We start from the raw sequence: 19001 nt of genomic DNA, 5'->3' as shown, positions 1-19001 counted from the left end.
GCGCAATGCCGGTAACGACGCTGGGCGAGGCGGCGCGTGCGGTGTTGCAGACCGCTGATCCGCAGGGCAAACGGCGCGCGGCCCGCGCTTTGGCCCGCGCATGGCGTCGGAACGAACTGGCGCATCGCTGCGATGTGCCCATGCCCGACCGCCCGGCGTGGCCCGACCGCCCCGAACTGCTGGCGCCCGCGCAAATGCCGCGCCGCCGCAAGGGCGGGTCCGACCGGGGGCGGATCGCGATGCTGCATGCCCTCGCCCATATCGAATTTGTTGCCATCGACCTTGCGGTCGATCTGGTGGGGCGTTTCGGACATTTGTTCCCGCGCGGCTTTGTCGACGACTGGATCGGCGTTGCCGCCGATGAAGCGATGCATTTTGCGCTGCTCGACCGGCGGCTGCGCGCCCTGGGAAGCCATTATGGCGCCCTGCCCGCCCATGCCGGATTGTGGGAAGCCGCCGAGGCAACCGCGGACGATGCGCTCGCGCGGCTTGCCATCGTGCCAATGGTGCTCGAAGCGCGCGGATTGGACGTGACACCGGCCACCGTCACCCGCTTTCGCGGGGGCGGCGATGAGGCGTCGGCGCGGATTTTAGAGCGTATTTACAAGGACGAAATCCGCCATGTTGGCGCGGGGACGCGCTGGTTCGGCTGGCTGTGCGACGAACGGGGATTCCCCGCCGCCGAGACGTGGCAATGTCTCGTAAAGACACGGTTTCGCGGGGAGCTGAAGCCTCCGTTCAACGACTCAGCGCGCCGCGACGCCGGTTTAACGCAAGAATACTACGCTGTTATTGCTTCATAAGGGAACGAGACCCACAAAGGATCGCGGGCAGGGAATAATCCCATCCACGACATATAACCGGACCGGCTGGGGACCAATTACCAACCGGAACCGGATTAATGCGGGGTCTTACAAGTGCTGAACACTCTTCTGTCGCAGAAGTTTCATTCGGGTCTGTTTTTTTGCATGGCCGCGTTGATGGGGGTTTCCACTCCCACCGCTCAGGCCGCCGAAGCAGGTGCCGCTGCCGGAATCGTCGTTCCCGACGAGCCCGATGACGAAAGCTTCACTGCGGGCGTGGCGACGCCCGGTCATGACGATCGCGCCCATGCGGCGTTTCAGGCGTGGAAGCGCCTCGACACCGGGCTGACGGCTTCGCTGGGCGTGGCCGTTCCCTCGCGCCGTCCGATCGAGCAAATGTCGCTCTCCTCTTCCTATGGCATGCGCGTTCACCCGGTGACGGGCCGCGTTGCGCGCCACAATGGTATCGACATCCCTGCGGCGCGCGGAACGCCCATTTATGCGACCGCCGACGGCATCGTCGGCCGCGCGCAGTGGCTGGGCGGCTATGGCAAATATGTCGAGATCGAACATGGCAACATGATCCAGACGCGCTATGGCCATATGTCCTCCTATATTGTGGAATCGGGTCAGCGGGTGAAGAAGGGCGATGTGATCGGCTATGTCGGTTCGACGGGCCGTTCGACCGGCAACCATCTTCATTATGAAGTCCGCATCGAAGGCGCGCCGGTCAATCCGATGCCTTTCGTGCAGGCCGACCAGATGGCGATTGCCGCCATCACCGGTGACAAGCTCGCGATGGGCGGCCCCGAGGACTGATTTTTTCGCCTTGAAAAAGAAACGGGCGCTGCGGAGCTGTTCGCGGCGCCCTTTTCTTTTGGACGCCAATGCCTATCTTGGCGCTATGGCCACGCAAATTTCCGAAATCAGCCTTTCTCCCGCCGCTGCCGCGCGCGTTCGCTGGATTGCCGAGCGTAAGGGCGGCGCTGAACCGGCCTTGCGACTGGCGGTCGATGGCGGCGGCTGTTCGGGCTTTACCTATCGCTTTGGCTTCGCCGAGAGCGTCGAGGAGGATGATATCGTCACCGAAACCGACGGCGTGAAGCTGGTCGTCGATTCGGTGAGCATTGACTTGGTGCGCGGCTGCGTCGTTGATTTCGTCGATTCGCTGGGCGGATCGTCGTTCAAGGTCGAAAATCCCAATGCTGCAGCGGGCTGTGGCTGTGGGTCGAGTTTTTCGATCTGAGGCCGCGGGCACGCGCCAACCACGTTATTGGATTTGCTCGCGCTGGAGATTGCTTCGGTCGCCCGGAGCAAGTCCGGACTCCTCGCAATGACGGAGAGATGCGAGGAAGGGGCTGGGATCGGCTGCCGCTTCCTGCCATAGCTGCGGCATGAAAATCGCGACATTCAACATCAATGGCGTCAAGGCGCGGCTGCCGCGGCTTGTCGAATGGCTGGAGGAAACGCAGCCCGATATCGCCTGTTTGCAGGAACTAAAGTCGAGCGACGAAACCATCCCGACCAAGGAGATAGAGGCGGCGGGCTATGGCGCGCTTTATCATGGGCAAAAGGGTTTCAACGGCGTTGCCATCCTTGCGCGCGGGGCCGAACCCGTTGAAGTGCAGCGCGGGCTGGCGGGCGAGGAAGAGGATGAGCAGTCGCGCTATCTGGAGGCCGATGTCCATGGCGTGCGCGTCGCGTCCATCTATCTGCCCAATGGCAATCCGCAGCCGGGACCGAAATTCGACTATAAGCTGCGCTGGATGAAGCGGCTGCGCGAACGGGCGCAGGCGCTGCTGGCGAGCGAATTGCCGGTTGTGCTGGCGGGCGATTATAATGTCATCCCGCACGATGACGATGTGTGGGACCCGCGCGCCATGGCGAATGACGCGCTGATGCAGCCCGAATCGCGCGATGCATATTTCCGCCTGCTCGGCGATGGCTGGACCGACGCGCTGCGGAGCCGCCATCCGGGGGGCGGAGTGTGGACATTCTGGGATTATCAAGCGGGCGGCTGGCCGCGGGACCATGGCTTTCGCATCGATCATCTGCTCTTGAGCCCCGCCATGGCGGACCGGCTGATCGATGCGCAGGTCGACCGCGAATATCGCGGACGCGAAAAGGCGAGCGACCATGCGCCGACCTGGGCGCGTTTCGGGTGACTTAAGGCCGGGCGCGCAAGGGCTGGTGGATATCAGCCGTCTGGGTAGAGCGTCTTCTTTACCCGCGCCGGATCGAGCGCATAATGATGCGCGACGGCGGCGGTGATCACGTCTTCGAGCGCAGCGGTGGGCCGCAGGTCGCGGCCATCGAGGCGCGCGGCGGGGGCGAGGCCCGGCCAGTCCGCCACCACCTTTCCGCCCTGTTCCAGCGCGCCGCCGAGCAGCATCGCCGCTGATCCGGTGCCATGATCGGTGCCGCCAGTGCCATTGACCTCGACCGTGCGGCCAAATTCGGTGGCGACGATGACCAGCGTGTCTTTCCACGCGGGCCCCAGACCCGTCCGGACGGCAAAGAGCAGTTGGTCGAGCCCGCGAAGCTGCGCCGCGAGCCGTCCGCGCTGGCCGCTGTGGGTGTCCCACCCGCCGGTTTCGACCATCATCACCCGCGCCCCGTCGGCAGGCGCCATCAGCGAGGCGGCGAGCGCGCCCAGATCGGCGCCGTTGCGGCCATTATTGCCGCCGATGTCGCTGGCGAGTTCCTGCGTCTTGACCGCGCTGTCCCACAGGGGAGCGAGCAACGCATCCTCAGCATAAAGCGCCGACAGGCGTTCGATCAGATCGGCGTCGGCCTGCGGCAGGCGGCTGGGGGCATAGGTGGCGACCGGAAGCGCGCCGCGCAGCGCGAGGGGCACCGCCGGGGCGATGGCCAGCGCCTCGCGCTCGCCTTGCGGGAGGAGGGGCAGCAGGCGGCCCAGCCAGCCATCGGCGCGGCCATAGGGACGCGCGCCGCCGCCTTCGAGCATATTCTGCCCGTCGAAATGCGAACGGTCCCGATAGGAAGTCGCGACGGCATGGGCGAGGGCGGCCTCGCGCGCCGCGAACAGCTTTGCGGTTTCGCCGAGCGCGGGGTGGAGGGTGAACATCGCATCAAGCTTTGCCCCGCCCGCGCTTTCATCGGCGAGCGCGCCGCGCGCGGCGGCGAGCGCGGGGTCACTGGTGGGCGCAAGGATGGCGAGTCCGTCGGCGGCGCCGCGCTGGATGACGAACAACAGGCGCTTTGAGGTGGCAGCGGCGGCCCAGGCGAGGCGCGGCAGCGAGACGGCGCCGATCAGGCCCAAGCTGGTGATCAACAGGTGGCGGCGGGGGAGGAGCATTATTTATCTCCGCAAAAAGGCCGGGCTGGCGAAAAGCAGCGCGAGCCCCTGTCCGGGGCTGTCGGCGCGGGCGATGGCCTGCGCGGTGACGGGGGCGAGGCCATCGGCGAGGACAAGGGGGGCAAGTTGCCGCGCATCGACGCGGTCGCCGATGCGGCCTGCAATGCGGCTCGCCAGTTCGACGCGCTGCATCAGCGCAGCCGATCCCGCCCAAGTCGCGACCCGGTCGTCATAGCCTGCCGGGGAGCCGGGCCGCCAGATCGGCTGGCCAAGCTGCACGAACATGCCTGCGATATTACGCTGGCTTTCGCGCGCCGAGGCGGGAAGCGCACGCAGCATCGCCGCCATCCAGTCCCAGGGCGATTTGAACATCGCAGGCTGCGCCGCCCACACTTCGGGCGAGGCGATGAGCGTGCGATAGAGCGCGGGCAGGTCGCCGCCGCTTTCGAGGAAATTGGCCTTGAGCCGCTCGACCAGCGGGGTGGGGGGCGTGTCGCCCGCGAAATGGCGCGCGAGCTTGGTCGCAATATGGCCTGCCGTGGCGGGATGAACGGCGAGGTCGCGGAGCACCGCCTCGGCCTGTGCGGCGCCGGGCTGATCATAGGCTTTGCCCAAAATGCTCTGGCGGCCCGGCTGGTGCAGACGGGGAATGAAAATGGCGTCGCCATCGGGCGCATCCGCGGGTTTCAGGCGCGCGCTCGCGCCGCGCCCCACTCCCGCGACCGTCCAGCCGGTCAGCGCCTTGGCAAAGGCGGTGACATCGGCCTGACTATAGCCTGACCGCACGCCGAGCGTGTGCAGCTCCATGATCTCGCGCGCGAGATTTTCATTGAGACCAAGATTGGCGCGATCGGGCCGCCGCGCCTTGATGCGCGCCGCCATCGGGCTGTCAGGACCGATGCTTTGCGCCTGATCGAGATAGAGGAGCATCGCGGGATGGCGCACCGCCGCGATCAGCAGATCGGCGAATTTGCCCATGATATGCGGGCGGATTGCCTCAAACTCATAATTGCCGGCAAAGCCGACGACGAGCTGCTTGTCGGCGGAAATGGCGAAATGGTTGGACCAGAAATGCACCAGCCGCTCGGCAAAGGGAGTGGGGGTGGCGACGGCTTGGGCAAGCCGGGCTTCGACCGCGTCGCGGTAAAAACCGCGAATGGCGATGCGTGCGGCGCGCTCGGGCGCGGCGTCCGCCGAAGCCGCGTCTTCCATGGGCGCGGCGGCGGGGGCGTCATCGCGGCGCGTGCGGCGCACCGCCTGCCTCTCTTCGCGATAGGCGGTATAGGCAGCGGCTATGGCTGGGCGACCGGGCTGGACGGAGAGCGCCGGGGGCTTGGGGTCGAAGGCGTCGATCTGATGCGCCAGCCACGTCGCGGGATTGGCAGGGGCGGGCGCGTCCGCGCGCGGCCCCAGGCCAAAGCGATGCGCGGCGAGATATTGCGAAACCATGGCCGTCCTTCTTTATCGAAGGTCTCTTATGCCCCGCCTTTGTCGCAAAGCTGTCGCAGGAGCGCAGCAGCTTATCGCATCAGCCAAGCGGCTTGTCGTAAAGCCGGTAGATGCGGTTCACCTTGGCCTCGATGGCGTCGGCGACCGCGCGCATGCCCTGATTATCCTCCAGCACCCAGCCGATATCGCCTTGCTTGGCGCGATATTTGGTGACCCCGTCGCGGCGGATATATTCGATCATCATGAAGGCGAGGGTGCTCGCCATGCGGCTGTGCTGGAGCTTTTTGACGACGCCCATCAGCGGGACACGCAGCCGGCGGCTCTTGGGCTTGCGAAGCCACCAGAGCAATTTCGCCCAGTGGAAAGGGAGGAGCGAGCCGTGCATGTCGATGAGCAATTCATTGATATTGGGGAGCACGATCATGAAGGCGACCGGCTCGCCATCGAGCTCGGCGACGCGGATCAGATCCTCGAACACCAATGTTTTGAGCTTTTTGCCGACATGGGCGATTTCGCCATCGGTGAGCGGGACAAAGCCCCAATTGTCCGACCAGGCATCGTTGAGGATCGTCATGATCAGCCGCGCTTCGTCCTCGAAGCGGCTCTTGTCGACGCGGCGGATGCGGATGCGGGCATTTTTCTCCCCTGCCGCGACGATGCGGTTGACGATGGGGGGAAAGCCGTCGGCGATATCGACGACATAGTTGAACAGATCCTTCGCTTGGCCGTAGCCCGCCGCCTCGATCCACGGCGCATAGAGCGGGCTGTTATGGCCGAGCATGATCGTCGGCGGGGTTTCAAAGCCTTCGACGAGGAGGCCGGGTTCGTCCCAGATCGAAATGGATAACGGCCCCAGCGCGCGGGTCATCCCCTGTTCGCGCAGCCAGTTTTCGGCGGCAGCAAGCAGCGCCTGCGCCGTTTCTTCCTCTTCGGCTTCGAGCAGGCCCCAATTGCCGGTGCCGGGGCCCATGCCCTGTTCGGCCGGCTGTTCGAGCGCCAGCCGGTCGATATGCGCCGAAATGCGCCCGACCGTGCGTGTCCCGCGCCGGGCGAGGAAAAGCTGCGCCGTGCCATGGTCGAACCAGGGATTTTTCCCTGGCGTCAGCAGGGCATAAACCTCGCTTTTCAGGGGCGGAACCCAGGCGGGGTCGCCGCGGTTGAGGCGATAGGCAAGCTCGACAAATTCGCGCAAATCGTCCTTGGTCGCGACGGGATGAATGCGGAGAGGAGCGTCCTGATGCGCGGTCATGCTGGTTTCCTGAATATTATCACCTATATTTACGGACCACCCATTAGGGCATGGATATGGCTCTGGCGACCCGCTTTGGCCATGTTGCTGCCACGAAATCATGGTGAAAGCACGCCGCTATGACGACCATCACTCCCCCTGCCGACCGCGCCGTGCCGCCCGCTGCGGCCCCGCTGGCGAAGGCGCCGAAAGTGGCGATTGCCGACGACAAGGCGATGCTGCGCGCCGTCGCGGAATTGACGCGCGAGCTGGTGACGCCGAGCGCGAGCATTTACTGGACCGATTTTCTTGCCTCGGCCGCCATTGGCTATGCCGGGGTGGCGGCCGCGATTTTGGCGCCCTCGACCGGATGGATGCTCGTCGCGGCGCTGGTGGCGGTGCTGGCGCTTTACCGTGCGGGCAGCTTCATTCATGAGCTGACCCATATTCGCAAGCAGGCGCTGCCGGGCTTTCGCCTCGCGTGGAATCTGATCCTCGGCATTCCGCTGCTTATCCCTTCCTTCATGTATGAAGGCATCCACAGCCTGCACCATAATCGGACCAAATATGGGACGGTCGAGGACCCTGAATATCTGCCGCTGGCGCTGATGAAGCCGTGGACGGTGCCCTTGTTCGTGGTCGCGGCGGCCTTTGCGCCGCTTGCGCTTCTGTTCCGCTATGCGGTGCTGACCCCGCTGTCCTTCGTCATTCCGCCGCTCCGCAAGCTGGTGGTCGAGCGTTATTCGGGGCTGATCATCAACCCGATGTTCCGCCGCAAGCCGCCCGAAGGCGAATTTCGCCGCCAATGGGCGTGGCAGGAAGGCGGGGCCTGGGCCTGGTCGACGCTGCTGATCGCCGCCGGGGTGTTTGGCTGGGTGCCGCTGCGCGCGCTGATTATCTTTGGCGCCATCGCCTCGGCGACGGTGGTGCTCAACCAGATTCGCACTTTGGTCGCGCATCTGTGGGAAAATGATGGCGAAGTGCTGACCGTGACCGGCCAGTTTCTCGACAGCGTCAATGTGCCGCCGCCGGGGTTGCTGCCCGAATTATGGGCGCCGGTGGGGCTGCGCTATCACGCGCTGCACCATCTGCTGCCCGGTGTACCCTATCATGCACTGCCCGAGGCGCACCGCCGGTTAAAGGCGACGCTGCCCGCCGATTCGCAATATCATAAGGCGAATTACAAAGGTCTGCCGGGGCTGGTCGCGAAATTGCTCGCGGGTTCGGCCAAGGGCGCGGCGGCGTAGCGGAAATCGGCAGAAAAAGGCCCTTTACGCTTCCGCTATCTCTCCAAAGTTCAGGAAAGTTCAGCCCTGTGCGCGCCCTTGTGGTCGTGCCCGGCGGATAGGCCGCGTGCGTTGCTGCTCCGTCCCGGCCAAGCGGGTAGGCGTTATTATGTCCATCTGTTGAAAGAGCCGGAACAAAGGCTGGCAGGGCTGGATGATGTAGGACAGCGTTTTTCTCGGCAGATGGCGTCGGGTTTTGGGTACGACGCTGACATTGCACTTACTTCGCCAATGTCGGAATAGATGCCTATGTCCAGCCATTCTCCAGCTTCGATAGAAGCTGCCATCCAAGACTATCTTGCTTTGCTCAAGGACAAGCCTGACGAGGAGGGCGTTAGGCTTGCGCGCCTGTGCGAGGCTTTAGATCGACTCGTGATCGAATATCACCGCTCCCCGGATGTTGACCCAGATACCGAAGATGAAATTCCGTCGGTTCCCTACGAACCGTGGGCGGCGCGTGCTGCGGCCTCATTCCCTGAGCTCGGCCTTTACGCCCATGCTGAACCGATGGAGGGTTTGGATCAGCAACTCACCCTGGGCGATGCCATCGACGACCTTGCCGACATAGCAAGCGACCTATCTGACGTTCTTTGCCTGATCAGGCGCGGCGCAATCAACGACGCCATTTGGGAGTTTCGTTTCGGCTATCAGTCCCACTGGGGAATGCATCTTCATCGGCTGAGATATTACTTATATTCGGTCATGCACTAACAATGAGAATGTCCGCAATCGGGTCGTCACCGTCCGAAACGCTTATTCCTCGGTGCGGATCAGGATCATTTCGCCGATCAGTGCAAAGAGGATGAAGGGGCCCCACGCCGCGAGGAAGGGCGAATAGGCGCCGAGGTCGCCCATGGCGAGGGCGAAATTGTCGGCCACGAAATAGGCAAAGCCCAGCCCCATGCCGAGGATGGCGCGCACGAACAGCTTGCCCGAGCGGGCCAGGCCAAAGGCGGCGACCGCGCCGAGCAGCGGCATCAATATCGCCGAGAGCGGCCCCGAAATCTTGTGCCACAGCACGCCTTTCAGCGAATCAACGGGGCGTCCGGCCGCCTCCAGATCGGCAATGGCCGATTTGAGCTGGGGGAAGGGCAGTTCATCGCCCTTGACCTGTGCCAGCGTGAACTGGTCGGGGCGCACGCCCTTGGCGGCGATGATCGTGCCCAATTCCTCGACCGTGCCCGAACGGCGGATGAAGCGCTTGGCGTCGGTCATTTCCCATCCGCCTGCGACGGGGCGGGCGGTATCGGCGGACAATATGCCCGACAGGACGCCGCCCGTGCGCTCATAGATTTTGACGTCGGCCAGCCGGAGTTCGGGGCCACCGGTTTCGACCCGGCCGGCGTGGATCAGGTCCTGGCCTGCGCGCACCCATATATTGCTGCGAATGCCATTGTCGGTCGGAACCTGGGCGTAGTCGACCTTTTGCCAGGCGCTGAGCGAGGCGGTGGCGCGGGTAACGATGCGCTCGTTAAAGGCAAAGCTGACGCCCGCAACCAGCAGCGCGGCGAGGAATAGCGGCGCGAGCACTTGATGCGCCGACATGCCCGACGCCTTCATCGCGATCACCTCGCTGTTCTGGTTGAGGGTGATCAGGGTCAGGATCGTGCCGAGAAGCACCGAAAAAGGCAGGAAGGTTTCGATGATCTGGGGCAGGCGCAGCCCGACATAACGCCAGACATCGCTGTCGCTATTGCCCGCAACCGCCAATATCTTGCCGCTTTCGCCCAGAAGGTCGAGCGTCTGGAGGATCAGCACCAGCGCGAACAATATCGCAAAGGTGCGGATGAAGAACATCCGCCCGACGTAAAGCGCCATGGTGCGCGAGGGGAAGAAATGAAATTGTTGCATCAGGAAACCGGCTGCTTGCGCTGAAAGAAGGAAAGCGCGGCGCGAATTTTCTGGGCCGCCTTGGCCGCGACCCGTTCGAGCGCGCCGATGGGCTGGCCGCCCGGCACATGGGCGACGGTATAATACATCCAGATGGCGAGCGCGGCGAAGAGGAGGAAGGGCACCCACAGGGCAAGGAGCGGATCGACCGCACCGCGCGCGCCCATATCTTCGGCATATTGATTGATCTTGTGCTGGGTCACCAGCATCACGATCGAGAGGAAGACGCCAAGCGAGGAGGTGGAACGCTTGGGCGGAATGGCAAGCGCAATCGCGATGAGCGGAATGAGCAGCATCGTCGCGACTTCGACAATGCGGAAATGGAAATTGGCGCGCGATTCGAGCCGGGTCTGAAGCGGTTCATTTTCATCCTTGCCCACGACAAACAGCTCCGGAATCGTCAATTCGCGGTCGGCACCGCCCCTTAAACGAAAGGATTCGATCTGCGGAAGCGGGATGGGGAGGTCGTGATTGTCAAAGGTCAGGACGCGGGGGACCGGGAATTTAGGCGATTCGTGGATCAGCACGCCGCGGGTCAGTCGCAGGATGATCGTGTCGGGATCGTCGGTTGCCAGAAACTGCCCGCCCGCCGCGGTCGCGGACACCGCCTGGCCATCCTTATTTTCCCCGCGCACGAAAATGCCGCGCAGGCTGCGCCCCTCATCATGGCTTTCCTCGATCCGCATGGTCATGCGGTCGCCGAGCTTTGTAAATTCGCCGACCTTGATAGATGCGCCCAGCGCGCCTGATCGCAGCTCGAACTGCAAGCCTTCATAGGCATAGCGCGCATAGGGCTGAATGAAGCCGACGATGGCGAGATTGAGCGCGGCCAGCGCAATGGCATAGGCATAGGGCATGCGCATCAGCCGCCCAAAGCTCATGCCGACGCCCTTCAGCACATCCAGCTCGCTCGATGTCGCAAGGCGCCGGAAGGCGAGCAAAATGCCCAGCATCAGCCCGATAGGAATGCCGAGCGAGAGATATTCGGGAATCAGATTGGCGAGCATGCGCCACACGACGCTGACCGGCCCGCCTTCGGTGGCGACAAAATCGAAGAGTCGCAGCATTTTTTCAAGGACGAGCAGCATCGCCGACAGGATCAGCGTGCCGATCATCGGAAAGAAGATGAGCCGCGCGATATAACGGTCGATGGCGGGTATCTTATTCAATCTTTTGTCGCCCCATCACCATGATTTGGCCGCAAATGGTTCCGATATGCCGTTCCAGGGCGACAGGGACCCATGTCAGCATGCGCTTTCGCGCGGTTGGCGTGGCTATAACCTCTGGAGGTATTGAGGTCATGTCGAAAATTGTGCCTGCTATCATTGGCGTCGCACTTCTGAGCCTTCCCGTGGCAGTTAATGCCAGCGGACGGGTGCTGTCCAACGACTTGTCTCAATGTCAGCGCGGCTCTTCGGTGCTGGTCAAGATCGACGGCATCAAGTCGGGATCGGGCAAGTTGCGTGTGCAAAGCTATCGCGCGACCGAATCGGAATGGCTGGCCAAAGGCCGCTGGCTTTCCCGCATCGAGGTGCCGGCACGGGCCGGGTCGATGACGGTTTGCGTGCCGCTGCCCGCAGCGGGAAGCTATGGAATTGCCGTGCGTCACGACACCAATGGCAATGGCAAGACCGATCTCAGCAAGGATGGCGGGGGCATGTCGAACAACCCCAGCATCAACATCTTCAACCTGGGCAAACCGAGCTACAAGAAAACCGCCTTTGCCGTTGGCAACACCCCCGCAAGCATCTCCATCACCATGAAATATATGTAAGGATCCATGGCCAGCGTCGCGCTTCTTTCCAACCCACGATCAACGGGCAACCGCGCCCTGTTGCCGCGGGTGCGCGAATATTGCGCGGCGCATCCCGATATTTTCCACTATGAAGTGGAGGATGTCGATCAGATCGGCGAAGCGATCCGCACCATCGCCATGGTCAGCCCGCGCGTCGTCGCCATCAATGGCGGCGACGGTACGGTGCAGGCGGCGCTGACCGAGCTTTATTCGGGTGGCCATTTCGGCGGCACGCCGCCGCCGGTGGCGGTGCTGCCCAATGGGAAAACCAATCTTATCGCGCTTGATCTGGGCGCGGAGGGCGATCCGATCAAGGCGCTGGCCCGCGTGGTCGAACTGGTGGGCGAAGGCCGTCTGGAAGATCATGTCATCGAGCGGCAGCTGATCGCGCTCGACCGCGAAGGCGCGCGGCCCGTGCTCGGCATGTTCCTGGGCGGCGCCTATCTCGCCGATGTCATGCTTTATTGCCGGCACCGCATCTATCCGCTGGGTCTGCCCAATGGATTGTCGCATTTTCTGGCCGCGATTCTGGGATTTTTCGCCATTCTTTTCGGCGTGGGCGGGGGGCGCCTGCCGCCCAAGCCGCAGCCGATGACGGTCTCGCTCGTTCGCCAGGGCGAGCTGAAGGGCAAATTTTCGCTGTTGATCGTGACCACGCTGGAAAAGCTGTTGCTGTCTATTCGCACCAGCGAGAGCCATGGCAGCAACGGGCATATGAAGCTGCTCGCCACCGACAGCAGTGTGGGGGCGCTGTTCCGCATGCTGGGCGCAACCTGGCGCGGTACGCTGGGGCAAAAGCCGTTGGAAGGCGTGCATTTCCAGCAGGGCGATGAAATTCGGATCGAGAGCGAACGGTCAAACGTCATTCTGGACGGCGAAATTTTCGAATCGACCAGTGGCAAGCCGATCATCCTGACGTCGACCGCGCCGGTGCCCTTTCTGCGCCTTGCCGCATAAGTTTAAGCGGGGGTGGCCATGGCTTCCGGCGAATCCGAATCCGGCGAATTGATCGCATTGGTGCGAACCGAATTGGCGACGCCCGTCGACCCACGTGTGCGCGCCATGGCCTTGGCGCTCGCGGCCCAACATCCGGGCAGCGCGCGCGCCGTGCTTTTCTATGGAAGCTGTTTGCGCGAGAGTGCGCTTGATGGGTTGATGCTCGATTTTTATCTCATCGTCTCGGACTATGATGATGCCTATGACAAGAGGTGGCTGGCGCTCGCCAACCGGTTGATCCCCCCCAATGTCTTTCCCTTTCAATATGACGGGCTGATCGCCAAATATGCGGTGCTGAGCGAAGCCGATTTCTACCGGCTGAATGGCCCGGAAACGCGCAATGTTTCGGTGTGGGCGCGCTTTTCCCAGCCTTCGCGGCTCGTATGGGCGGTCGATGATACGGCAGCCGATCGTGCAGTTGCCGCCGTTGCCCGCGCCGCGCCGACCCTGCTCGCCGCTGCGGGGCGCCGGGCGGGCGAGGCGGCGCTCGACTGGTGGCGCCGCGCCTTCGCGCTCACCTATTCAGTCGAATTGCGGGCCGAGCGCACAAACCGCGCCCAATCGGTGGTCGATGCCGATCCCGCACGTTACGCGCATTTTGCGGCTCCTGCGGCAGCCGCGATGGAGAAGGGCGCGCGCAGCGGCGGTTGGGCGCGGCGGCGTATCGAGGGCAAGTTGCTCAGCATCGCCCGGCTCGCCAAGGCCAGCCTGACCTATGCCGGGGGCATTGATTATCTGGCGTGGAAGATCAACCGTCACGCCGGCACCGCGATCGAGATCAAGCCTTGGCAGCGGCGCTGGCCCCTTCTCGCCGCGCTGGTGCTGGTGCCGCGCCTGCTGCGCGGGGGGGCGATCCGCTAGAATATCCGTTGGATCAAGGGCCTCAGGCCGAAAGGCGGGCACCCGCCGATTTGCCCGCGCTGGCGGCCCGCGCGATGGCTTGATCGAGCATGGCGAGGGTGAAGGGTTTGCGAAGCACATCATGGTCGCCGAAAGCTGCGACCTCCCCGGCGTCGCCCGCATAGCCGGTGACGAACAGGACCGACAGGTCGGGCCAGCGCTGCTTGAGCTGGGCGACGAGTTCGGGGCCGGTCAGTCCCGGCATCAGCACGTCGGTCAGGATCAGGTCGAAACCGGCCTGTTCCCTTTCGCTTTCGACCAAGGCTTCGGCTTCGAGCGGGTCGGCGCAGGCAACCGCGTGGTGACCCAGTTCATTGACTGCCTCGACCGTGGCCGCCAGCACTCGGGGATCATCCTCGACCACCAGAATGGAAAGGCCGCCGCCGGATAGGGGCATGGGGGCATCGCTTGCCACCTTTCGCTCCGCGACATGATCGGCTGCATCCGCCAGGGGAAGGAGCATCGCGACCACCGTGCCCTCGCCTTCGGTCGATTCCACCTGCACCTCGCCGCCCGATTGGCGGCAAAAGGCGAAAACCTGGCTCATGCCCAGCCCGGTTCCCTGACCCACCGGCTTTGTGGTGTAAAAGGGATCGAAAACGCGCTCCAATATCGCGGGCGACATGCCGCAGCCATTATCGGCGACTTCCACCGCCACGCCGGACGCTTCGCCGTCCTGTCGGCGGGTGCGGATGGTCAGAGCGCCATGCCCCTGCATCGCGTCGCGCGCATTGACCGCAAGGTTGAGCAGGGCATTTTCAAACTGCTGACGATCCAGGCGACAGAGTGCACCGGATGCTTGGAGGTCGAGCGCCAGTTCAATCCGGTCGCCGATGGTGCGTTCGATCAGGTCGGCAAAGCCGGCGATCATATCGTCGATCGCGCCCGTTTCGGGCCGCGCGGGCTCGGCGCGGGAAAAGGTCAAGAGGCGGCGTGTGAGGTCGGCGGCACGATTGGCGCCGTCGAGCGCGTTGCCGATGTGGCGCTGTGCCTTTTCAGGCTCGCCCGGAAGCCAGCGCTGCGCCAGTTCGAGGCCCCCGACGACGACCGCGAGCATATTGTTGAAATCATGCGCGATGCCGCCGGTGAGCTGGCCCACGGCCTCCATCTTTTGAGCCTGACGCAAGCGCGCTTCGGCCGATTCGCGTTCGTTCATCTCACTGCGCAGCGCGTCATTGGCACGGGCGAGTTCAGCAGTGCGTTCCTCGACCGCGGCTTGCAGCAGCGTCGCGCGGTTGCTCTCTGCCATTTGTTCGCGCAGCGCGAGGCGGCGTTCCCCTTGCGCGCGGATCAGCGAGAAAGTGGCGCCAATGGCAATCAGCGCAGCAGCGGCGCCCAGCAGCGAAAAGAGCCACATCGCGCGGTTCAGACTCTCGCGGTCGGATATGGCGACGCGATTGCGATCGCGCAGCAGGGCGCGTTCGTTGGCGATAATCTCGTTGATCAAACGGTCGATCCGCAGCAGCCCATTATCGCGTCCCGCCGCGTGAAATTTGGAAATGGCCGCGACCGTCTGATTATAATTGGCGCTGAGCGCGGCATCGCCGAGCAGGGCGCCGCGCCGGTCGATTTCATCGGTCAGTTCGGCCACCAGCGCGCTTTGCGCTTCATTGTCGCGGACATGACGGTCAAGCTGGGTCAAAAACTGCCGGGCGCGGCCCCATTGCTGTTCGTAAATGCGCCCATCTTCCTTTTGCAGCCCTACAGCGAAGCGTCCGAGCGCGGCTTCGGCGCGGCCCAGCGTTGCATCCAGCGAGCGCGCCTGGGCGATGACTTCGAGGCTTTGCGTCTGCCAGCCGAGCGAGCGTTCATAATTTCCGTTGGCGCGCGCGAGCAGCAGCAGCAGGGCGGCGATGACGCCCGCCAATATGGTGGCGAGCCCGATCGTCAGCCAAAAGCGCCATCGCTCTTGCCGACTTTCGCTTTCCGGGTTCAGATCACGCTCGAACACCGTCATTCCTTACCGGAGGCTCCCCGCGACGAAAAGCCGCGAAACAGGGCGAGAGGGGCGCGCCATGTCGCTTTGTCGCGAAAAGCAGGGGGCTGATCGGCGCGCAGGGTCAGGCGATGATGCCGACGCGCTTTCCGGCGCGTTCAAAGCGCGCCAATATTTCGCCGACCTGATCGGACGAATGTTCAGCGCACAGCGAGCAGCGCAGCAGGGTCATGCCCGCGGGGGTCGCGGGCGGGCGGGCGAGATTGACATAAAGCCCTTCGGCCAGCAGCGCTTCCCACATCATCGCGCCCTTTTCGAGGTCGGGCATGATGACGGCGATGATCGCCGACTGCGGCTCGTCGGTGCCGAGCGTGAAGCCCAGATCCTTGAGCCCCTTGTGCAGCGTCTTTGAATTTTCCCACAGATGCGCGCGCTTGTTCGACCCGTGCATCAGCTTGCGGATGCTGGTCGCTGCCGTGGCGACGACGCTGGGGGGGAGCGATGCGGTGAACACATAGGGGCGGCAGACGAGCCGCAATATCTCGAACTTGGGATGGTTCGACACGCAGAAACCGCCGACGGTGCCGACGCTCTTGCTGAAGGTGCCGATGATGAAATCGACATCGTCGATGACGCCCTGCGCCTCGACGACGCCGCGGCCATTCTCGCCGATGAAGCCCATCGAATGCGCTTCGTCGACGAGCACCATCGCGCCATTTTCCTTGGAGATGCGAACCATTTCCTTGAGCGGCGCGACATCGCCCAGCATCGAATAGACGCCTTCGAGCACGACGAGCTTGCCCGCATCGGCGGGCAGGCGCTTCAGCCGCTTTTCGAGCGCTTCGACATCATTGTGGCGGAAGGCGACGATTTCGGCGTCGCCCATCTTGCACCCGTCATAGATGGACGCATGGCTGTCGATGTCGAGGATGACATAGTCGCCCTTGCCAGCGATGGTGCTGATGATGCCGAGGTTCGCCTGATATCCGGTTGAAAACACCATGGCATGATCCATGGCGTAAAATTCCTTGAGCGCCTCTTCGCACTCCTTGTGCCCCTGGTAGGTGCCGTTGAGCACACGGCTGCCGGTCGTCCCGCTGCCGAATTTGTCGAGCGCTTCCTTGCCCGCGGCGACGACATCCGCGTCGAAGGTCATGCCCATATAATTATAGGTGCCGAGCAGGATCGTCTCGCGTCCGTTGCAGATCGCGACGGTGGGCGAGAGCACTTTTTCCATCACCAGGCTGAACGGATCGGTGACGCCGGTCGCAAGCAGCGCCTCGCGCTGCGCGATCAGGGGGTCGAATTTGGTGAATAGGTCGGTCATATCACATATCCAAGGACCGTTCGCATCGAGCGAAGTCGAGACACCCCTCGAACTTGCGCTGTCCCGACGGGTGTCTCGACTTCGCTCGACACGAACGGGGAGAAAGATTTAGCCCTGCAGCTTTTCCACTGCGGCCACAAGCTGGCCGACATTTTCAATTTCGGCCTGTTGGTTCATGCTGATGATGATATCGAAACTGTCTTCGACCTCGGCGACAAAGTCCATTACCGTCAGGCTGTCCCACTCCAGGTCCCCGGCAAAGGTGGTTTCGTCGGTCAGTTCGACGCCCTTTTTATTGAAAGGCGCGATGAGCGCGTAAATCTGTTCCTTGAGCGCGGTGGTCATGGGATTGTCCTGTCCTGAATGAATCTGGCTGCGGGCATGCCGCGAGCTTCTGGCCTTGGCAAGCGATTGCGGCGGTAATCGGGCAGTATTTTGCCGATGATGGGGGCGGGGGAAGTGCATCATTGCTGTGGCGGCGCGCCCCGGCTATCCGGGCTGCCCATGCAGCCCTCCCTTGCCTCCCCGGCCGCCGTTCCCGCCAAAGGCTTTGCCGCCGAATTTCGCGCGACGCTGGCGCTTGCCTGGCCGCTGGTGCTGACCAATTTGACCATGTCGTTCATCGGGGCGACCGATGTGCTGATGGTGGGGCGACTGGGCGCGACCGAGCTCGCCGCCGTGTCGATCGGTTTCAATCTGGCGATGTTGTTCGCCATTTTCGGCATGGGGCTGGTGATGGGCGCCTCGCCCCTGATGGCGAGCGAGATCGGGCGGCGCGCCAATTCGGTGCGCGATATTCGCCGCACCTGTCGTCAGGCGCTCTGGCTGGTCGCGTGCCTGTCAGTGCCCACGCTTGCCATTTTGTGGCACACCGAAGCGATATTGCTTTTGTTGGGGCAAAATCCGCGCCTTGCCGAAATGGCCCAGGCATATGTTCGCGCCTATATGTGGTCGATCCCGCTATTCCTGGCGACGCTTGCCTTTCGAAATTTCCTGGCCGCGCTGGAGCGGCCCATGTGGTCGCTGATCGTTGGCGTCGTCGGCGTGCTGGGCAATATAATTTTCAACTATTCGCTCATCTTCGGCAAGTTCGGCATGCCTGCGCTGGGTATCGTCGGCGCCGGGGTGGGCAGCGTGCTCACCAATGCGCTGATGCTGATATTGATGATCCTCGTCCTGTATCGCGACCGCCAGTTTCGCCGCTATCATCTGCTGGGCCGCTGGTGGCGCAGCGACTGGCCGCGCTTTGTCGAAATGACGCGGATCGGAACCCCCATCGCGGTCAGCCTTGCCTTTGAAGCGGGCGTCTTTTCGGCCGCCGTCATGCTCATGGGATGGATTTCCACCGCCGCCGTTGCCGCGCATGCGGTGGCGCTGCAGCTCGCGGCGCTGACCTTCATGGTGCCGATGGGGGTGGGGCAGGCGGCGACGGTGCGCGTCGGCATCGGCTATGGCCGCCGCGATGCGGGCCATATCCACCGCGCGGGCTGGACCAGCTTCATCCTGGGCACGGGTTTTATGGCGGTGATGGCGCTGATCATGCTTTCCATACCTGAAACGCTGGCCGGATTGTTCATCGACCGCAGCGACCCCGCCAATGCCGAAGTGGCGCGGTTGGCGGTCAGCTTCCTGATCATCGCCGCGCTGTTTCAGGTCGGGGACGGGGCGCAGGTGGTGGCGCAGGGCATGTTGCGGGGGCTTCATGACACTTTCATCCCGATGCTTTTCGCCCTTTTCGGCTATTGGGTGATCGGTATCGGGGTTGGCGCCTGGCTTGCCTTTGAACTTGGCTGGGGCGGCGTCGGTATATGGACCGGGCTGGCAACCGGGCTCAGCATTGTTGCGGTGCTGATGATCATCCGCTGGATGCGGCGCGAGCCGCTGGGGCTTTTACCCGACGGCGCCTGATCGGCCGGGGGTTGAAGCGACGCTTTTCGCTCCCATTTTGCGGACAGCGAAAGTCGCGCAAAAAATTTTCTCGCGCGCCTTGACGCTGTCCCATGCCCCGCCCATATCCCCGCTGTTAGCACTCTTAAGCAGTGAGTGCTAAAGTGACATCCATTGCATTATTG

The 19001-nt window shown here is 63.3% G+C and carries 18 protein-coding genes; 10 read left to right on the top strand and 8 right to left on the bottom strand.

Annotated elements, in window-relative coordinates; all coding sequences use genetic code 11:
- Positions 1 to 5 precede the first annotated feature (5 nt).
- The 4 genes from JV18_RS0106945 to xth all read left to right on the top strand — a co-directional run bounded on the left by JV18_RS0106945 (position 6) and on the right by xth (position 2968).
- Positions 6 to 803: a ferritin-like domain-containing protein gene (locus JV18_RS0106945; RefSeq protein ID WP_033073936.1), complete on the top strand. Its 798-nt coding sequence runs from the start codon at positions 6 to 8 to the stop codon at positions 801 to 803.
- Positions 804 to 968: 165 nt separating this feature from the next.
- Positions 969 to 1622: a M23 family metallopeptidase gene (locus tag JV18_RS0106940; RefSeq protein WP_052072133.1), complete on the top strand. Its 654-nt coding sequence runs from the start codon at positions 969 to 971 to the stop codon at positions 1620 to 1622.
- 85 nt (positions 1623 to 1707) lie between these two features.
- Entirely contained in the window at positions 1708 to 2049 is a 342-nt protein-coding gene (erpA, locus tag JV18_RS0106935; protein WP_033075064.1) for an iron-sulfur cluster insertion protein ErpA, read from the top strand.
- Between the two features lie 148 nt (positions 2050 to 2197).
- Positions 2198 to 2968: an exodeoxyribonuclease III gene (xth, locus tag JV18_RS0106930; RefSeq protein ID WP_033073934.1), complete on the top strand. Its 771-nt coding sequence runs from the start codon at positions 2198 to 2200 to the stop codon at positions 2966 to 2968.
- A 32-nt stretch (positions 2969 to 3000) separates the two neighbouring features.
- Here the strand turns inward: xth and JV18_RS0106925 are convergent, their stop codons facing one another.
- From JV18_RS0106925 to JV18_RS0106915, 3 genes are all read right to left on the bottom strand, one after another.
- On the bottom strand, positions 3001 to 4122 hold the full coding sequence (locus tag JV18_RS0106925; protein ID WP_052071799.1) for a DUF1501 domain-containing protein: 1122 nt from the start codon (positions 4120 to 4122) through the stop codon (positions 3001 to 3003).
- 3 nt (positions 4123 to 4125) lie between these two features.
- Positions 4126 to 5571, bottom strand: coding sequence for a DUF1800 domain-containing protein (locus tag JV18_RS0106920; RefSeq protein WP_033073933.1), 1446 nt, complete (start codon positions 5569 to 5571; stop codon positions 4126 to 4128).
- Between the two features lie 79 nt (positions 5572 to 5650).
- Positions 5651 to 6820 (bottom strand): hypothetical protein, encoded by a 1170-nt coding sequence (locus JV18_RS0106915; protein ID WP_033073932.1) that lies wholly within the window; start codon positions 6818 to 6820, stop codon positions 5651 to 5653.
- Positions 6821 to 6939: 119 nt separating this feature from the next.
- Here JV18_RS0106915 and JV18_RS0106910 point away from each other — a divergent pair, with 119 nt between their 5' ends.
- Together JV18_RS0106910 and JV18_RS0106905 are read left to right on the top strand one after the other, a co-directional pair.
- Positions 6940 to 8046, top strand: coding sequence for a fatty acid desaturase family protein (locus JV18_RS0106910; protein WP_033073931.1), 1107 nt, complete (start codon positions 6940 to 6942; stop codon positions 8044 to 8046).
- Between the two features lie 288 nt (positions 8047 to 8334).
- Positions 8335 to 8796, top strand: a complete 462-nt coding sequence (locus JV18_RS0106905) for a DUF5063 domain-containing protein (protein WP_160174179.1) — start codon at positions 8335 to 8337, stop codon at positions 8794 to 8796.
- Between the two features lie 42 nt (positions 8797 to 8838).
- Here JV18_RS0106905 and lptG read toward each other — a convergent pair whose 3' ends face one another.
- Together lptG and lptF are read right to left on the bottom strand one after the other, a co-directional pair.
- Entirely contained in the window at positions 8839 to 9936 is a 1098-nt protein-coding gene (gene lptG, locus JV18_RS0106900) for an LPS export ABC transporter permease LptG (protein ID WP_033073929.1), read from the bottom strand.
- On the bottom strand, positions 9936 to 11144 hold the full coding sequence (gene lptF / locus JV18_RS0106895; protein ID WP_081944730.1) for an LPS export ABC transporter permease LptF: 1209 nt from the start codon (positions 11142 to 11144) through the stop codon (positions 9936 to 9938). Before lptF ends, lptG begins: the two co-directional genes overlap by 1 nt.
- Before the next feature lie 131 nt (positions 11145 to 11275).
- On the opposite strand from lptF, the gene JV18_RS0106890 reads away from it, so the two are divergent.
- Genes JV18_RS0106890 through JV18_RS0106880 form a run of 3 tightly spaced genes read left to right on the top strand, consistent with a single transcriptional unit; the run spans position 11276 to position 13627 of the window.
- Positions 11276 to 11749 carry a DUF2141 domain-containing protein gene (locus JV18_RS0106890; protein WP_033075061.1) on the top strand — a complete coding sequence of 158 codons (474 nt, stop codon included), beginning with the start codon at positions 11276 to 11278 and terminating at the stop codon, positions 11747 to 11749.
- Between the two features lie 6 nt (positions 11750 to 11755).
- Entirely contained in the window at positions 11756 to 12727 is a 972-nt protein-coding gene (locus tag JV18_RS0106885) for a diacylglycerol/lipid kinase family protein (RefSeq protein WP_033073928.1), read from the top strand.
- A gap of 18 nt (positions 12728 to 12745) precedes the next feature.
- Positions 12746 to 13627 carry a hypothetical protein gene (locus JV18_RS0106880; RefSeq protein ID WP_033073927.1) on the top strand — a complete coding sequence of 294 codons (882 nt, stop codon included), beginning with the start codon at positions 12746 to 12748 and terminating at the stop codon, positions 13625 to 13627.
- Between the two features lie 22 nt (positions 13628 to 13649).
- Here the strand turns inward: JV18_RS0106880 and JV18_RS0106875 are convergent, their stop codons facing one another.
- The 3 genes from JV18_RS0106875 to JV18_RS0106865 form a co-directional block, all read right to left on the bottom strand.
- Positions 13650 to 15617, bottom strand: a complete 1968-nt coding sequence (locus tag JV18_RS0106875; RefSeq protein ID WP_033075060.1) for an ATP-binding protein — start codon at positions 15615 to 15617, stop codon at positions 13650 to 13652.
- 109 nt (positions 15618 to 15726) lie between these two features.
- Positions 15727 to 16929: a serine palmitoyltransferase gene (spt, locus tag JV18_RS0106870; RefSeq protein WP_033073926.1), complete on the bottom strand. Its 1203-nt coding sequence runs from the start codon at positions 16927 to 16929 to the stop codon at positions 15727 to 15729.
- Positions 16930 to 17037: 108 nt separating this feature from the next.
- Positions 17038 to 17274 carry an acyl carrier protein gene (locus JV18_RS0106865; RefSeq protein ID WP_033073925.1) on the bottom strand — a complete coding sequence of 79 codons (237 nt, stop codon included), beginning with the start codon at positions 17272 to 17274 and terminating at the stop codon, positions 17038 to 17040.
- Positions 17275 to 17433: 159 nt separating this feature from the next.
- On the opposite strand from JV18_RS0106865, the gene JV18_RS0106860 reads away from it, so the two are divergent.
- Positions 17434 to 18837 (top strand): MATE family efflux transporter, encoded by a 1404-nt coding sequence (locus tag JV18_RS0106860; RefSeq protein ID WP_033075059.1) that lies wholly within the window; start codon positions 17434 to 17436, stop codon positions 18835 to 18837.
- The last annotated feature ends 164 nt before the right edge of the window (positions 18838 to 19001 follow it).

Source organism: Sphingopyxis sp. MWB1, from assembly GCF_000763945.1.
Classification (GTDB): Bacteria; Pseudomonadota; Alphaproteobacteria; order Sphingomonadales; family Sphingomonadaceae; genus Sphingopyxis.
This window is presented reverse-complemented; position numbering and strand designations above follow the sequence as displayed.

Bases quoted from the DNA above. Each gene is read 5' to 3' on its own strand.
- JV18_RS0106920 (WP_033073933.1), bottom strand. From the start codon at position 5,571: ATGGTTTCGCAATATCTCGCCGCGCATCGCTTTGGCCTGGGGCCGCGC.
- JV18_RS0106940 (WP_052072133.1), top strand. From the start codon at position 969: ATGGCCGCGTTGATGGGGGTTTCCACTCCCACCGCTCAGGCCGCCGAA.
- JV18_RS0106885 (WP_033073928.1), top strand. From the start codon at position 11,756: ATGGCCAGCGTCGCGCTTCTTTCCAACCCACGATCAACGGGCAACCGC.
- lptG (WP_033073929.1), bottom strand. From the start codon at position 9,936: ATGCAACAATTTCATTTCTTCCCCTCGCGCACCATGGCGCTTTACGTC.
- JV18_RS0106880 (WP_033073927.1), top strand. From the start codon at position 12,746: ATGGCTTCCGGCGAATCCGAATCCGGCGAATTGATCGCATTGGTGCGA.
- JV18_RS0106945 (WP_033073936.1), top strand. From the start codon at position 6: ATGCCGGTAACGACGCTGGGCGAGGCGGCGCGTGCGGTGTTGCAGACC.
- JV18_RS0106915 (WP_033073932.1), bottom strand. From the start codon at position 6,820: ATGACCGCGCATCAGGACGCTCCTCTCCGCATTCATCCCGTCGCGACC.
- JV18_RS0106910 (WP_033073931.1), top strand. From the start codon at position 6,940: ATGACGACCATCACTCCCCCTGCCGACCGCGCCGTGCCGCCCGCTGCG.
- JV18_RS0106925 (WP_052071799.1), bottom strand. From the start codon at position 4,122: ATGCTCCTCCCCCGCCGCCACCTGTTGATCACCAGCTTGGGCCTGATC.
- JV18_RS0106860 (WP_033075059.1), top strand. From the start codon at position 17,434: ATGCAGCCCTCCCTTGCCTCCCCGGCCGCCGTTCCCGCCAAAGGCTTT.
- spt (WP_033073926.1), bottom strand. From the start codon at position 16,929: ATGACCGACCTATTCACCAAATTCGACCCCCTGATCGCGCAGCGCGAG.
- JV18_RS0106905 (WP_160174179.1), top strand. From the start codon at position 8,335: ATGTCCAGCCATTCTCCAGCTTCGATAGAAGCTGCCATCCAAGACTAT.
- xth (WP_033073934.1), top strand. From the start codon at position 2,198: ATGAAAATCGCGACATTCAACATCAATGGCGTCAAGGCGCGGCTGCCG.
- JV18_RS0106890 (WP_033075061.1), top strand. From the start codon at position 11,276: ATGTCGAAAATTGTGCCTGCTATCATTGGCGTCGCACTTCTGAGCCTT.
- erpA (WP_033075064.1), top strand. From the start codon at position 1,708: ATGGCCACGCAAATTTCCGAAATCAGCCTTTCTCCCGCCGCTGCCGCG.
- JV18_RS0106865 (WP_033073925.1), bottom strand. From the start codon at position 17,274: ATGACCACCGCGCTCAAGGAACAGATTTACGCGCTCATCGCGCCTTTC.